7 protein-coding genes are annotated in these 14,601 nt (G+C 64.8%); 2 read left to right on the top strand and 5 right to left on the bottom strand.

All coding sequences use genetic code 11. The annotated features are described in order from the left end of the window. Positions 1-253: 253 nt before the first annotated feature. The 5 genes from FHP89_RS02375 to FHP89_RS02355 are packed head-to-tail and all read right to left on the bottom strand — an operon-like array spanning position 254 to position 9,540. The gene (locus tag FHP89_RS02375) at positions 254-2,752 is read right to left on the bottom strand and encodes a hypothetical protein (protein ID WP_144177235.1); all 2,499 of its coding nucleotides are present in this window, start codon (positions 2,750-2,752) and stop codon (positions 254-256) included. After that, complete coding sequence (locus FHP89_RS02370) at positions 2,749-7,233, bottom strand: hypothetical protein (RefSeq protein WP_186300818.1); 4,485 nt, start codon at positions 7,231-7,233, stop codon at positions 2,749-2,751. The genes FHP89_RS02375 and FHP89_RS02370 overlap by 4 nt, the downstream gene beginning before the upstream one ends. Positions 7,234-7,241: 8 nt before the next feature. Next, positions 7,242-8,387, bottom strand: coding sequence for an AAA family ATPase (locus tag FHP89_RS02365; protein WP_144177231.1), 1,146 nt, complete (start codon positions 8,385-8,387; stop codon positions 7,242-7,244). After that, positions 8,374-8,991: a hypothetical protein gene (locus FHP89_RS02360; protein WP_144177229.1), complete on the bottom strand. Its 618-nt coding sequence runs from the start codon at positions 8,989-8,991 to the stop codon at positions 8,374-8,376. Before FHP89_RS02360 ends, FHP89_RS02365 begins: the two co-directional genes overlap by 14 nt. A gap of 3 nt (positions 8,992-8,994) precedes the next feature. Next, positions 8,995-9,540 carry a toll/interleukin-1 receptor domain-containing protein gene (locus tag FHP89_RS02355; RefSeq protein ID WP_144177227.1) on the bottom strand — a complete coding sequence of 182 codons (546 nt, stop codon included), beginning with the start codon at positions 9,538-9,540 and terminating at the stop codon, positions 8,995-8,997. 587 nt (positions 9,541-10,127) lie between these two features. Between FHP89_RS02355 and FHP89_RS02350 the strand changes: the two genes are divergently transcribed. Then, entirely contained in the window at positions 10,128-13,148 is a 3,021-nt protein-coding gene (locus tag FHP89_RS02350) for a transglycosylase domain-containing protein (RefSeq protein WP_260851443.1), read from the top strand. Positions 13,149-13,536: 388 nt separating this feature from the next. After that, entirely contained in the window at positions 13,537-14,577 is a 1,041-nt protein-coding gene (locus tag FHP89_RS02345) for a PstS family phosphate ABC transporter substrate-binding protein (RefSeq protein WP_144177214.1), read from the top strand. Positions 14,578-14,601 lie beyond the last annotated feature (24 nt).

Here is a 14,601-nt window from a genome sequence, read left to right as displayed (position 1 = left end):
GTGATGCTTTCGGTCATCTTGCGCGAGCCTCGTGTTTGTCATACAAAGGATCCCTCCACACGGAAGGGCGAGGCTCGATTGTGACCACTCTTGCGCCGTCGCGGCAGCGGCGGCTTCTCCGCGTAGCGGCTTCGTCCAACAATCTGGTAGGCCTGATTGACCCGTTGCGGAAACCCCGTTGACCTGTGGCAGGTAGACCCGCTTCGGGCAATCCCGCGGCATCCATCTGAGTCACGCGTTTGGCGATGGCCCCTTAGTTTGAATCCGATCGCTTGAACCATTTGCGGAGAAGACGCCACAGCATGAAGGAGGCGGGGAGTGCTGTCTTTAGCCAGCCGAGGCTTTGCCGGCTGGTGGCACTGTCTTCCGGCGTCGAAGGCTCGGGCATGGGGATCGTTGCGGACTGCTCGGTGCGTTCGGTCGGCACATCGGATTCTCCGGGGGAATCGTCGAACAGGGTGTTGACGGTATTTTTGCTCTCGGCCGCGCTTCGAGTCTTGCCAGGGTGGGTGCCGCCTTTGGAATCAGGGTGGTCGGAATACCGTGGCCGCGCTTCGATATCGATCAATTGACGGGTCAGCGCCGGCAGGGCGTCGGCCAGCGCGCTGGGCGCGGGCAGGCTGATGCGGGCGGTGTATTCGTTGGAGGCGTACAGCGTCGGCGCATCGTGAGCGCGTATTGCCGGGGTCAGGCCGATCACTGAATCCACCATCCGTTCGAGGCCGCGCGCGGCGGCTGATTCTGTCGGATTCATGCCCGCCTCGATTACGATTAAATCGAAGCGTTGCGTCCGTGCGCGCGTCTCCGGCGCTGGCAGAAAGCGCCAGATCAGCCGTCCAAGGCCGCCGAGTCCGCCTTGTTTGGCAAAACGGTTAAACAGGGCGAGCAGGGTCAGCCAGGTGGCGACCGACCAGGCCAGTGCAGCGGTGCCCGATGTTGCGGGTTGAAGCAGGGACGCGGCAACGCGCTGCCCGTGCGTGTCGGATTGCGTATTCAGCGTCGCGGCGAGTGCTTCGGCAAGCGCGCTGTCTGATGCGCAGTGAAGAATCAGGATGCGGCGTTCTTTGATGGGTCTCGGCCGGTGTTTGAGGAAGAATCCGGTAATTAGATGCTCGCGGTCCGGTCCTTCTTTCCAGGATGCGTCAATAGGTTTGTCAAGCGTTGCGGTGCGAAGGCTGAAGCGTTCTGAATGTTCGGGCAGTTCGGCCAGCGCTGCGGTCCAGCCTTCGGCCATCGGTCCGTCGGCCAGGGCCAGCACGCGCGCGTCGTCGGGAAGCAGGGTCATCAGCGCTTGAGCGGCTGCCGGGGTGGCATAGACTTCTCGCAAGTGCAGTGCGCCGCGGGTGGCCTCGGCCATCGGCTGGTGCTGCCAGGCCTTCGCATCCATGGCGGTGTTCAGGAACAGGTCGGCGACCGAGTCGGCGTATTGAGTCAGACGCAGGTGTGTGCCCCGCAAACGGGGTGCCGCAGCGCTAGGTGCGAGTAGCGTGACCGGTCCATCGTTCCATTCGGTGGCGACGCGTTCGGCGATGTGCAGACCTTCGGTGAATTCGGCGTCGCTGGGGAGTACCAGCCAGAGGGGTGTGCCCGGTGAGTGCGCAGGGCGGCCGAGCAGAATGCGGGCGACGCCATGGACAAGGACGACCAGACAAGCCAGTGCCACCTGCGCGGCCGCTTCATTGCGCGGACCAAAATCGACCGGAATGGCATGCAGAAAGACGCCCTCTCGGCCAAGCGCGTTCAGAAGGGCGGCAACGGCTTCGTCCAGCCATACAGCATTGCTCATCAGTAGCATCCAGGCGGCGAACCAGGCGACTTCGCCGGCCGTGCTAGCGCTGATTCTTGCCCCCAGTTGCCAGCGCGCGAGGAGCGCAGGGAGTGTCATGCCGGCGCCGGCCACGGCCAGTCCGCAGCCCATGCCAGCGAGCATGCCCGCGATGGGTGCGATGCCTTCGAGCGGCGTGTTGAGGGCGACTCGCCAGGCAGTGGTCTCCAGCCAGGGCACTGCGATCTGGGCGAGTGCGGCACCGCTTAACAGGCCGCCCAGCCGGATCGTGCCATTGCGCAAGGCAAGCAGTCGCCCGGCGCTGCGAAATCCCCGTGTGGCCTCGAAGCGGTTGCACAGAAAAGCGGCAACCCACAGCCCACCGACAATCGCCATCAAGCGGACCAGGGTGTCGCCGGTTTGCCATGCGGTGACGCCCAATACGAACAAGGTGGCGCCGCTGGCGATGGCCAGGGCGGCGGAGAGCGGAAGCGCAAACGTGCCGAGGATGCGTCCGAGGCGTTGCGTGATGAGCACCATCGAGAGCGACAGGCACGCCGCAATGGCGCTGCTGATCAACACCGCCTGGCGAAGCGTCTGCGCCTGCGCGGGATCGTCGGGCAGAGCAGTGGTCAGCCCGATGACGGCAAAAAATCCGGCCCCCAGCATCAGTGCGGCGAAGCGGCCGATGGCCGCTTGCGACCAGCCGATGACGGAGGGCAGCGCCATCAGTGTGGTGCCACCGCCAACTTGCAGGGCGATCCACACGCCGGGCCAGGTGGTGTTGCTTTCGCCCAGAATCAGCGGCAGGACGAGGAGCATGGCGGTGATGGCGATGCCGCGCTGGGTGCCTGGCGCGCGCTCAAGCGCGGCGCGCACGGTGGCGGGCAACGCGCTCGCCACACGGTTTCCGTTTTCGGCTTCGCGCCGGGCGGCGTGCCAGAACGCGAGCAAGCCTTGGCCAAGCGCGTGCGTTGGGCGATTCATTGGTCGGCCTCCGCGATCCTGCGTTTGATCTGCCGCGCCAGCCGGCGTCGACGCTGGATCAGCAGTATTGGCCACAGGCCTAGCGCGGCCAGCAAGGCATAGGTCCATAGTTGCGGCGGGGCTTCGGCCGGGCGTAGCGGCAGCGGGTAAGGTGGCACGCGCCAGATCTGCACGCCGCCAGATGGTGCTGGCGCATCGGCCGCGGGTGGGGCAGATGCGCTTGATTGCGCGCGGGCTTCGCCTTCCAGGATGGCGCGCGGCGTTGCCGTCTGGCGTGTTTGTGGCTCGGTGTTTTGGGCCAGCACCATGGCCGGTGTGGCGGCTTGAGCCGTGGGAATGATGTCGCCCAAGAGCGACGCGAATGTCTCACGGGCGCCCGTGTCATGGTGGGACTTTTTCGCAGGTGCCTGCGGCTTTTGCGGCGGTGAAATCTGCTTTTGGCGCGGTGGCAATTTCTGTTGTGGCGTGCGAGCGGCGGGGGCTTCCGGTGTTGTTGTTGGCGGCGCAACCGACTGCGCGTTGCTGTTTCCAGCTTCTTGCGGCGTTGGAATTGTAGTGGTGTTGTTTGGCGGCCCGCCGACTTGATCGAGTTGAGGTGCAATGACTGGCTGATCGGCGATCCAGGCGCTCACAATCCGAGCGCCGTCTGGACTGAAGGCCACGCTGAAGACCCTGCCCGTTTGTGCTATGGGCTGACCGATGCCCTTGCCTGTGGCGGCATCCCACAGACGCAGGCTTGCGTCGTAGCTGCCCGAGACGATTCGCTTGCCGTCGGGGCTGAAGGCCACGCTCCTGACTTCGACTGAATGCTCCTGCAACGGTGCGCCGACGGACTGGCCGGTAGCGGCATCCCACAGGCGCAAGGTGGTGTCGTTGCTGCCTGAGACGATTCGGGAGCCGTCAGGACTGAAGGCTGCGCCCAGGACCCAGCCCGAGTGCCCGCGTAGTGGTTCGCCGATTGATTGGCCCGTGGCGGCACGCCACAAGCGAAGTGTGGTGTCGGAGCTTCCCGAGACGATACGGGAACCGTCAGGGCTGAAGGCGACGCTGTTGACCGGCCCCGAGTGTCCCTGTAAAGGTTCGCCAATGGTCTGGCCGGTGATAGCGTCCCATAGGCGCAGGTTGTTATCGTTACTGCCGGAGACGATGCGTGAGCCGTCGGGGCTGAAAGCGACACTCTGGACCGGATCCGCGTGCCCCTGCAGCGGCGCGCCGATGGCTTGACCAGTGGTGGCATCCCACAGACGCAGGGTTTTGTCCCAACTGCCGGAGACGATGCGTGAGCCGTCGGGGCTGAAGGCGACGCTCAAGACCGAGTCTGTGTGTCCTTGCAGCGGTGCGCCGATGGCTTGGCCAGTGGCAGCATTCCACAGGCGTACGGCCCCGTCTTTGCCAGCGGTGGCGATCTTGGTACCGTCGGGACTGAACACCGCTTGATAAACGTCGGCGTCTTCGGCGGTGCTGTTGAGCGTGACGATGGCGTCTTCATTCGGTCGGTTGGTCCAGAACCGAAGCGTGCCGTCCGCACCGCCCGAGACCACCTGCGCGCCGTCGGGGCTGAAGGCAAGGCTATTGACCGGGCCGCCATGGCCGCGCATCGGCGGGCCGACCGCGTTGCCGGTCTTGGCGTCCCACAGGCGCAGGCTGGCGTCGTTGCTGCCCGACAGCAGGTAGGCGCCGTCGGGGCTGAAGGCCACGCTGGTGATCTCGTCTTCATGGCCGGCCATGGCTGGGCCGATGGCTTGGCCAGTGCTGGCGTCCCACAGCTGTATTTCGCCGTTGCCGCTGCCCGAGACGAGACGTCGGCCGTCGGGGCTGTAAGCCAGACTGGTGAGGAAGATGTTCTGGGGCGGCATGGGCCGGTTGACGGCTTCGGCGGTGGCGGTATTCCATTGACGAATGACGGTGTCAGTGGCACCGCTCGAGGCAATGACGCTGCCATCGGGGCTGAAAGCGAGGGCGCTCACCATCCCGTCGTGGGCCTGGATCGGCGGGTCAATTGTTTTCCCGGTCCGTACGTCCCACAGTCGCAGCATGCCATCGGCGTCGCCGGTGGCCATGTGCCTGGCGTCGGCGCTGAAGGCGACGCTGGTGAAGGGGGGTGTCGATATTGCGTCTTTGTCTGCGTTCAATAGTGTCCCGATCAGACCTCCGGTGCGCGCATTCCATTGGCGTTGCCCGCCATCCCAGTCGATCGAGATGATCGTCGCACCGTCTGCGCCATACGCGACGGCGCGAATCGAGGCGCTTTGCACGCCGCCGGTCCATCGGCCTTGTTCGGTGTAGAGCGCATCTCGCGCGCCGGTCGGCAGGGTGTCGGGCTCGGTTCGCAGGGCGGTGACGGAAAGCACCACGCCGATGGCGAGCACACCGGTGGACACCCGCAGCATGCGCCGTGAGCTGCCGTAGAAGCTCAAACCATTGCGCCACAGCAGGCGGTCGCGCCAGGCGGTGAGCCATTCGCGCCACAGGCCGGTGCGCTGGCGCACGGGCAGTTGGGCCAGCCAGACCGACCATTCGCTGGGGGCGCGCAGCATCAACTGGCGCGGGGTGTGGCCGGCGAGGTAGCCGAGGTAGAGCGTGTCGGCAGTGTCCTTGGTGGCGGTGGATGGGGCGCGGCTCAGTGGCCCCGGCGGCTCTTCGAGGCTGAGGGCGTCGTCGCCCCGGGCGTCGAGCTGGATCTGACCGAGCTTGTTGCGTACCACGGCGCGGACTTCTTCCTGAACGCTGGGCGAGAGGCTGTCGAGCAGGGCCAGGCGCAGCCAGTCGGGCATGCGCTGGCGACGCAGCCAGGGCAGCATGGCCAGGCGCGGGTAGTCGTTGGCGATGTAGTCGGCGAGGTCTTCGGGTGGCAGTTTGGCGTTGAGGTAGTACTGCTCGCCGAGGAGCAGGGTCAGCTCCCAGCGAATGATCGGGGGCACGGCGCAGGCGCACAGCCAGTAGTAGCCGTTTTCGCCGAGGTAGTACTTGAGTTGGTCGAGCAGTTCAGCGAGGCCGTCGATGGGGGTGTCGGGGTCGAGCAGGGCGTCGATACGGTTGTCGGCTTCGAGCGCGCGCAGGCGGGCCGGGTAGCGCTGCGAGCGGCTGAGGGTAAAACGCGGCAAGCGGCCGGTGACGACCAGTTCGGCCCAGGCTGCCAGCGCCGGCTCGTCCAGCGGCAACACATAGAAGCCGGGGTCGGTGGGGCGTTCGCGGCGCTCGATGGCGTCTTCACGCGCGCCCCAGTGACGGGGTTCGGTCGGGGTGAACATCACGCGCTGCGGCCAGCGATGGAAACGCGCGCGGACGGCCCAGTCACGCCATTGGTGATCGGCGTCGATCAGCAAATGGCCGTCGGAGACGATGACCAGCCGCTGGCCGACCGGCGGTGTCGGCAGGCGGTCCAGCGACTCGCCCTCGTCGCCGTCGAGTCGCCAGCCGGTGCCGGTGGGGCGGCAGACCCGCGCGGTCTGGGTTTCGGCATCGAAGCGTGCGAGGCGGATGTCGACATCGATGCCGTGTTTTCGCAGGCGCTCGGTCCAGTGGTAGAACATGCGCCCGCGCGGGTCGCTGATCAGCTGGTGAGGTGTCTGGCCGGCGTCGGCGTCGACTTCGACAATCAGCAGATACGAGGGGCGCAGGCGGGCGTCGCGATGGCGCAGACTGAGCACACCGAGTCGGCGTGCGGTGGCTTCGATGGTGCGCCCGATGTGCAGCGGTGGCCTGCGTTGCAGGCGGCTGCGCGCGGTGGCCGGGCCGGCGACATGGCGTTCCAGCCGGGCCTGGATGTCGGCGGAGAGCGGCGGCACGATGCGCCTGGCTTCTTCGCGCAGGCTGGTGAGATCGAGCGGTACACGCCGCCCGCTGCGCCGCGCATGCCCCAGCCATGGGGTGGCGAGCGGCAGCGTGAGGCCAAGCAGGCCAAGCGCGCCGAGACCGAGCAGGGCGCCCGCCACCCAAGGGCGCAACTCCCAGTTGTAGCGCACGGCAGGCGTGTAGCCGGTGAAGCGGGGTGGCGCTTTTTTGACCACCGGCGCGGGGGGCGGTGATGTTGTTGGCGCAACGGGGCTTTGTTTCACCGCCTCTTGCACCGCTGGCGTGTCGGTGGGGCGCTGGCGTGAATCCCACCAGGCCAGCACCATGATGATGCTGAAGACCAGCAGCGCCAGATTGCGCCAGATGGATGTGCGCGTCGGTGGGGCGGTGGTGGTGGTGTGGGGGGTGTCGGCCACGGCTTTGCGTTGCGGCCTGAGCGCGTTTGCCCATTCGTGGAAGAGCGCGTCAAAGCGCGCCTGATCTTCCTGACGCTTGCACAGCACGGGGCGCAGCTTCGGGATCAACCCGGCGGGATCGGTTTGTTCGGTGCTTGGTGAGGCGCTGCGCGCCAGGTGGGCGATCAGCCGCGCCGCGTCGACCGCTTCGGCCGGCCCGACCGGAAATCCGCGTGCGCGCAGGAAGACGATCAGGCCGTCGACGCCGCCACCCGGAGACAATGCGTCCACCGGGGGGCTCATGTCGTTCCGGGGCCTAGCGCGAGCCCGAAGCGCTTGAGCTTCGAGGTCAGCGTCTGGCGATCGTCCTGATGCTTGAGAATCGTGCCCAGGCTACGACCGATCAGGGCCGCGTTGGCCTTCAGATCGCCCTGTGGGTCGGCATGGTAGCGGGCCAGCGCGTTGGCCCAGTCGATGAGTTCCGAGGTGCCCGGCCGGTAGGCCAGATGGGCGGCGCGTTCGTCGCGGTATTCAACAAAGAAGCTCAGCAAATCCTGATAGAAGGGCGCGAGCTGGTCGATTGCGTTGACGCCCGTCGCGCCGCCGGATGGGCCGCCCAGCGCGGCGGGGACGCGCAGACGCAAGATTTCGGCGAGCTTTTCCTGCGTGGGATCGGGGATGTTGTAGTAGACGCAACGACGCAGGAAGGGGTCGGGCAGGTCGCGCTCAGAGTTGCTGGTGATGATCACGATCGGCTTGAGGGTGTCGTCATTGGGTGCAGACACGAGGTGATTGCGCATTTCACGGATGCGGAAGGCCATGCGCTCGATGCCGTTGAGCAGGTCGTTCGGCACGTCGCGTGCGGCCTTGTCAATCTCATCGATCAGCACCACGCTGCGCTGCGCCTCGTTGATCGGTGGGGCGATCGGTGACTCCTCGGTTGGGCCACCGCCGATCCGCAACTGCCGCGTGTTGTGCTGATCCCATTCGATCAATCTGGCGTGAGCCTGCGGATTGGCATAGAGAATGGCCTTCCCCAGCGCACCGAAGCTGAGAAAGTGCTCCGGCGGCCGGGGGGCATCGTCGCCACGCAGCTGCGCGTCGGCCATTTGCGCGATCAGGTCAAAGCGATAGAACAGCTCCTGCGCCTCGGTCAGCGACTGGCTTTCAAAACGCAGTACCGGGCCCAGCGCCAACTCCCAGCTGATGCGCTCGGCCAGTTCGCTCTTGCCGGTGCCGGGGCGGCCCGTGAGTAGCAGTGGTTTGGCCAGGATGAGCGCGGTATTGACCGCTTCGACCAAGCCTTCGTCGGCGCTGTAGCCGGCCGGGTGGCCAGGCACCGTCGTGTCGCTGACCGGGGCATAGCCTTCGCGCAGCCACAGGCCGGCCTCCGGCAGCGTGCCTTTACCAACGAAGTGTGTGCGTGCGGAATCAGGGCGTGTCATCGGGCGGGTCTCCGGCGGCGTGGGTGCAGGGGGCGCATAAGTCGGGGTGCTTGAGAATCTGGTCAATGCGGCGCCCCATGTCGTCGTTGAATTCCTGGATCGAACGGGCGGTGTCGCTGGGTAAGGGGATGCGATCGTTCTCGCCGCCCCAGCCGTGCCACCAGTCAAAATCCAGGCGAGCGATGTTGGCGTTGCGGAAACTCACCCGATGCAGGGCGATGGCCTCGACCGGGAAGATCCACATGGTCAGTTTGTCCGGCGGATTGGCGCTGCCTTTGGTCTCGATGAAGTAGAGCAGGTCCGGCACTTCGTCGGTATCGTTGGCTTTCTTGGCGTCCACCAGATAGTCGGTGGTGAAGATGGCCACGAAGTCCGTGGCGTCGGCGCGGCACTTGCGAATTTCGGCGCTCTCTTGCCCGGCCTGCTGGCCCGGATCGCTGGCCACGACCATCAGCATGCGTCCGTGGTCGTCCCAGTCAGACAGTTGCAGACGCGCGGTGAGCTTGCCGAACACCTCGCTGGCCAGCACGTCCGGCCGCCACGAGACGTAGATCAGCCGTCGGCTGTCCTCCCTGTCGGTGATCTGGCTGCTCGCCCGTGCCATGACTCACCGCCCCCGTGCCGGCAGCGTGCGCTCGACATGGTCGATCAATTGTTTGATCTGATCGCGCAGCACCGCTTCGTTTTCCCACTGCAGCCGCACCAATTGTTTGGCGCTGTTGTAGGGGCCGAGAAAATGGATGTCACCGATGCGCTGGACTTTCGGGTCGTCGCTGACCAAGCGTCCGGCCCGGCGATCGGGGTTCAGGCTCAGCAGGTCGGGGCGCATGTCGTCGACCAGCACAAACAGCAGACGGGTTTTCTTGCCATCCTCGTAACGGTTGATCGCCGCATTCAGTTCCCTGCGGCACTCCGGCGATAGCCAGAAGTCGTCAGTCAGCAAGGCGATGAAATGCGTCATCCCGTCCAGCGCGGCGTTCACCTCGCCCTGCCAGTCGTCGCTTGCACGCAAGTTTTCGTCATCGAGAAAAACCCGAAAATCGAGTGCATCGGAGACCACTTCGAGCGCGTTGCGCAGGCGTCGGGCGACACGCGTCGAATGTTCGACATGCTTGTAGGAAATGAAAACCAGCTGGGCGGGTTCAGCACGCATTCGTGAGGCTCTCCTGGTTGTGCGCAGCCGGCGTGCGGCGCAGATACACCGGAACGGATATCGAAGGACGGGGCACCGGATAGTGCGTCCGCATAGGCACCCCTTCAGAATTCATTCAAGCACTTGCGCGCGCTCATTCAAGTGAACTCGTGCTGCCGGCCGCGGCTAGTGCGTCTGGCGCCGGCTTGTCGGGCGAGCAGTCAGACGCGAAACACAGGGCATGAAATGATCCTGGCGCACATGACGATCGGCACGGAGAGTGCGGCCTTGGCCGCGGGCGCGCCGCCGCGCGTCAGGCGCGGCCGGTGGTGATGTCAAAGGCGTGACGGGGCGTGGTCTTTACGCGAGGATGGGGGCTTGTGCGCGCAAGGCATGGCGTACTTTCTGGTCGTGCCAGACTTGGGGGGGTGAGGCTCGGAGCGGTGACCCCATGAGAAAACGGTGTTTCTGAGGGCGTTTGTTTTCAGGGGCTACGCGCTTGATACGCGTCGATGCGTGAAAAAATACGACACTCAACCGCGGGGGACGATGGCTTTGGTGGTTCATGCGGGATAATTGTTGTACCGCACCATCTTCAGGATTTGTTTGTGACCCGCAACATCAAACCCGCTCGGCGGCTGACTTTTTTTCGTCTGCTTGGTATTGCCGTATTTATTGTCGTGCTGGTGAGCCTTGTCGCCGGCGGGCTGCTGATTGCCCATGAGTTGAACCATTCGCGTTTGCAGGCGCGCGAAATCTCGCGCTATGCCGAAACGCTCAAGTTCGAGGTGTCGGGCAAGCCGAATCAGGCGGTTGTCTATCCGTCGCATGGGCCTTTTGATCAGCGCATGGGTTACACCGAGCTCCCGCGCATTGCCGAGCGTTTGCAGGCGCGGGGCTTTGCGTTGACCGGGCAGACGCAGTTTTCAGCGGCCTTGATGAGTTACACCCAGCGGGGCTATTTCGCGCCGTATCGGGAGAAGGCGCAGGCGGGATTCGCGCTGATGGATTGCCGCGACGCGTCGCTCTACCGGTTTCGCTATCCCTTCCATGCGTATTCGGACTTCGCTGCGGTGCCAAGGCGCGTCGCGCAGTCTTTGCTGTTTATCGAGAACCGCGACTTGCTGGATGCCTCTCGCCCGGCGTTGAATCCGGCCGTGGATTGGGTGCGTTTCGGGCGAGCGGGCATTGGTCAGCTGGGTCGGATGGTTGACGCCGATCTGGATGCGCCCGGCGGCAGCACCTTGGCGACGCAGATTGAGAAATACCGGCATTCGCCCGACGGCATTACGCACAATGCGCGCGAGAAACTGCGTCAGATGGTGTCGGCCAGCGTGCGGGCCTACCAGGACGGTGAAGACACGTTGCCGGCACGTGAGCGTTTGGTGGCCGATTACCTCAACACGGTGCCCTTGTCGGCGGCATCGGGCTACGGCGAGGTCAATGGCCTGGGCGACGGCTTGTGGGTGTGGTTCGGTGCGGATTTTGCTCAGGTGAATGCGGCCCTGTCGCGCGAGGATGGCGACGATGAGGCGCTGGCGGCGCAAGGCTTGGCCATGCGTCAGGTGGTGGCGCTGATGATCGCGCATCGCCGGCCGTCGTATTACCTGGCGCGCGGACGCGATGATCTGGTGCAGCTGACCGGGAGCTATCTGCGTCTGCTTGCCGAGGCGGGTGTGATTTCGTCACGTTTGAGTGAGGCGGCGCGCGCGCAGACCTTGGTCTTTCGCGACCAGGCGAGTGATCCGGCGCGGCATCCGACGGTGACGGGGAAGGGCGCTGGCGCGGTGCGCTCGCGTGTGGCCGGACTGCTTGGCACCTCGCTTTACGGACTTGATCGTATGGATGTGGATGTGTCGTCCACCCTGAACCGGGATCTGCAGCACGCGGTGAGCGACTACCTGGCGCGCCTGAGCGATCCGGCGTTTGCCGCCGAGCAAGGCTTGATCGGCGAGCGCATGCTGGGCCCGACCAGCCTGGGGGCGGTGCGCTACAGTTTCAATCTGGTCGAACGCGCCGCGGGCGGCAACCGGGTGCGGGTACAGACCGACACCACCGATCAGCCGCTCGACATCAATGAGGGCAGCAAGCTCGAACTCGGCTCGACCGCCAAGCTGCGGGTGCTGGCGACGTATCTCGAGATCGTCGCTGAACTGCATGAGCGCTATTCAACGCGAGACAAGGAAGCCTTGCGTGCCGTCGAACTGGCGCGGCGCGACCGGCTCAGTCGCTGGGCCGTCGACTACCTGGCAGCGGCCGATGATCGCGCCTTGCCCGCGATGCTCGAAGCCGCGCTGGAGCGCCGCTTTTCGGCCAGCCCGGATGAAAGTTTTTTTACCGGTGGCGGCTTGCATACCTTTGGCAACTTCAACAACAAGGACAATCATCGTTCGCCGACCGTCCGTGAGGCCTTGCAGGCGTCGATCAATCTGCCCTTTGTGCGGCTGATGCGCGAGATCGTGCGCTATTCGATGTATCAGGTGCCCGGCAGTACGGCGAAGCTGCTCGAAGACAGTGAAGACCCGCGCCGTGCCGAGTATCTGGCGCGCTTTGCCGACCGCGAAGGTCAGACGTTTTTGCGGCGTTTCTGGCGCAAGTATCAGGGACTCACGCCTGACGCGATGCGGGCGCAATTGCTTGATGGCTTGCGCCCGAGCGCGGATCGCTTGAGTACCGTGTTTCGTTATCTCGACCCGGCCGCGCCGCCGGCCGCGCTTGCCCGTTTTCTTGGCGAGCGGCTCGGCGATGCGCAGATGTCGGAAGCCCAGATTGCACAGTTGTTTTCGCGCCACGCGCCAGCGGCCTTTGATCTGCCGGATCGCGGCTATGTGGCTCGCCTTCACCCATTGGAGCTGTGGCTGGTGGCGTATCGTACGGCGCACCCGGACGCGACGCTGGGCGCGGCGCTGGAGGCGAGCGAGAACGAGCGTCAGGCGGTGTATCGCTGGTTGTTCCGCACGCGCTTCAAGCGGGCGCAGGATGTGCGCATCGACACCATGCTCGAGGTCGAGGCCTTCCTCGATATTCACCGCCGCTGGGCGCGCATGGGCTATCCCTTCGAGCATCTGGTGCCCTCGCTGGCAACGGCGCTGGGCAGCTCGGGCGACCGTCCGGCGGCTCTGGCAGAGTTGATGGGCATCATCATCAACGATGGCGTGCGCCTGCCGACGGCGCGTATCGAGGGTTTCCGCTTTGCGGCCGACACGCCGTACGAGACGCAATTCACGCGTCGGCGTGCCGAGGGCGAGCGCGTGATGGCGCCCGAGGTGGCAACGGCCTTGCGGCATGCCTTGTCTGAGGTGGTCGAAAGCGGAACTGCACGGCGACTCGCGGGGGCCTTTGAGTTGGCCGATGGTACGGTGCTGACCCTGGGTGGCAAGACCGGCACGGGCGACAACCGCATCGTGCTGGCCGGCGATCGCACCGGCCCGGCGCTCAATCGCACGGCCACCTTCGTGTTCTATCTCGGCCCGCGGCACTACGGCACGCTGACCGCCTATGTGCTCGGCCCGAACGCGGCAGGCTACCGCTTTACCTCGGCGTTGCCGGTGCAGATTCTGAAATCGATGGGGCCCGTGTTGCTGCCCTATCTGGCGCCCGAGATGGTGGCGGGGTGTCGGGCCGATTGACCGGTCGGCGCCCCGCTGATCTGGATGGCCCGGTCGGCCGGTCGGGTTTCCAGGATGAAGGCTTTACGGCCGAGGCCGCCTTTCATTGCGCCGCACTTTCTTTGTTGGATGACGCGGCGCCGATCTGGGTGTGGCGAACCCGTTAACGGGCGCCACTGCGGGCGTGTGTCGCGCCGGGGCAGGGCGTGAGGTGTTTGATCAACCGCTGGCGCTATGTGACACAGATGTGTGCGTTCACATCACTGTAACGTTGCTGACAAATAATGGCGCCGCTCGATAGGGAAAGGGCGGTGGCCAGAAGGGCTGCCTCCTGATCTCATCAAGGTGAAATACCGCGACAACCCGGCATTGGCCGGGGTCCGGAATTGTTCTCAACAGGAGATTCTCGATGAAAAAGGCGGCTCTCGCCCTTGCAGTTCTCTCAGCGGTTGCGACCGCTCCGGTGCTGGCTCAGTCCTCGCGTGATTACATCAGCATCGTCGGTTCCTCGACGGTGTACCCGTTTGCCACGGTGGTTGCCGAACAGTTCGGCAAGGCCACCAAGTTCAAGACGCCAAAGATCGAATCGACTGGTTCGGGCGGTGGTATCAAGCTGTTCTGCGCTGGCGTCGGCGTGCAGCATCCGGACATCACCAACGCCTCGCGCGCCATCAAGAAGTCCGAACTCGAGCAATGCGCCGCCAACGGCGTGAAGGAAGTGGTCGAGGTCAAGATTGGTTACGATGGCCTGTCGATTGCTCAGAGCAAGGCCGGCAAGGAAATGCAGCTGACCCGCAAAGAGGTGTTCCTGGCGCTGGCCAAGCAGGTGCCGAACCCGGACGGTACGCAGACCCTGGTCGACAACCCCTACAAGACCTGGAAAGACGTCAATGCCGCGCTGCCGGCGATCAAGATCGAAGTGCTCGGCCCGCCGCCGACCTCCGGTACGCGTGACGCCTTTGTTGAACTCGTGATGGACGAGGGCTGCGACTCCTTCGATTTCATCAAGGCAATGAAGAAGGCTGACAAGAAGGCGCATAAAGCCGCTTGCCAGACCGTCCGCGAAGATGGCGGCTATGTCGAGGCCGGCGAGAACGACAACCTGATCGTTCAGAAACTCGAAGCCAACCCGGCCGCACTGGGGATCTTCGGTTTCAGCTTCCTTGACCAGAACCGCGACAAGGTGCGTGGTCTGGCCATTGAAGGTGTGCAGCCGGAATTCGAGACGATCTCGAACGGCAGCTACCCGGTGTCGCGTCCGCTGTTCTTCTATGTGAAGAAAGCGCACGTCGAAGTGATTCCGGGTATGAAGGAATACCTGGCTGAGTTCATCAGCAAGAAAGCCATGGGTGATGAAGGCTATCTGGCCGAGCGTGGCCTGATTCCGCTGCCCAAGGATGAATACATGAGCGTTTCGAAGGGCGTTACCGCACTGGACGCCATGAAGTAAGGTAGCATCCGCGGGCCGGCGACC

This window comes from Denitromonas ohlonensis (assembly GCF_007625205.1).
Taxonomy (GTDB): Bacteria; Pseudomonadota; Gammaproteobacteria; order Burkholderiales; family Rhodocyclaceae; genus Nitrogeniibacter; species Nitrogeniibacter ohlonensis.
This window is presented reverse-complemented; position numbering and strand designations above follow the sequence as displayed.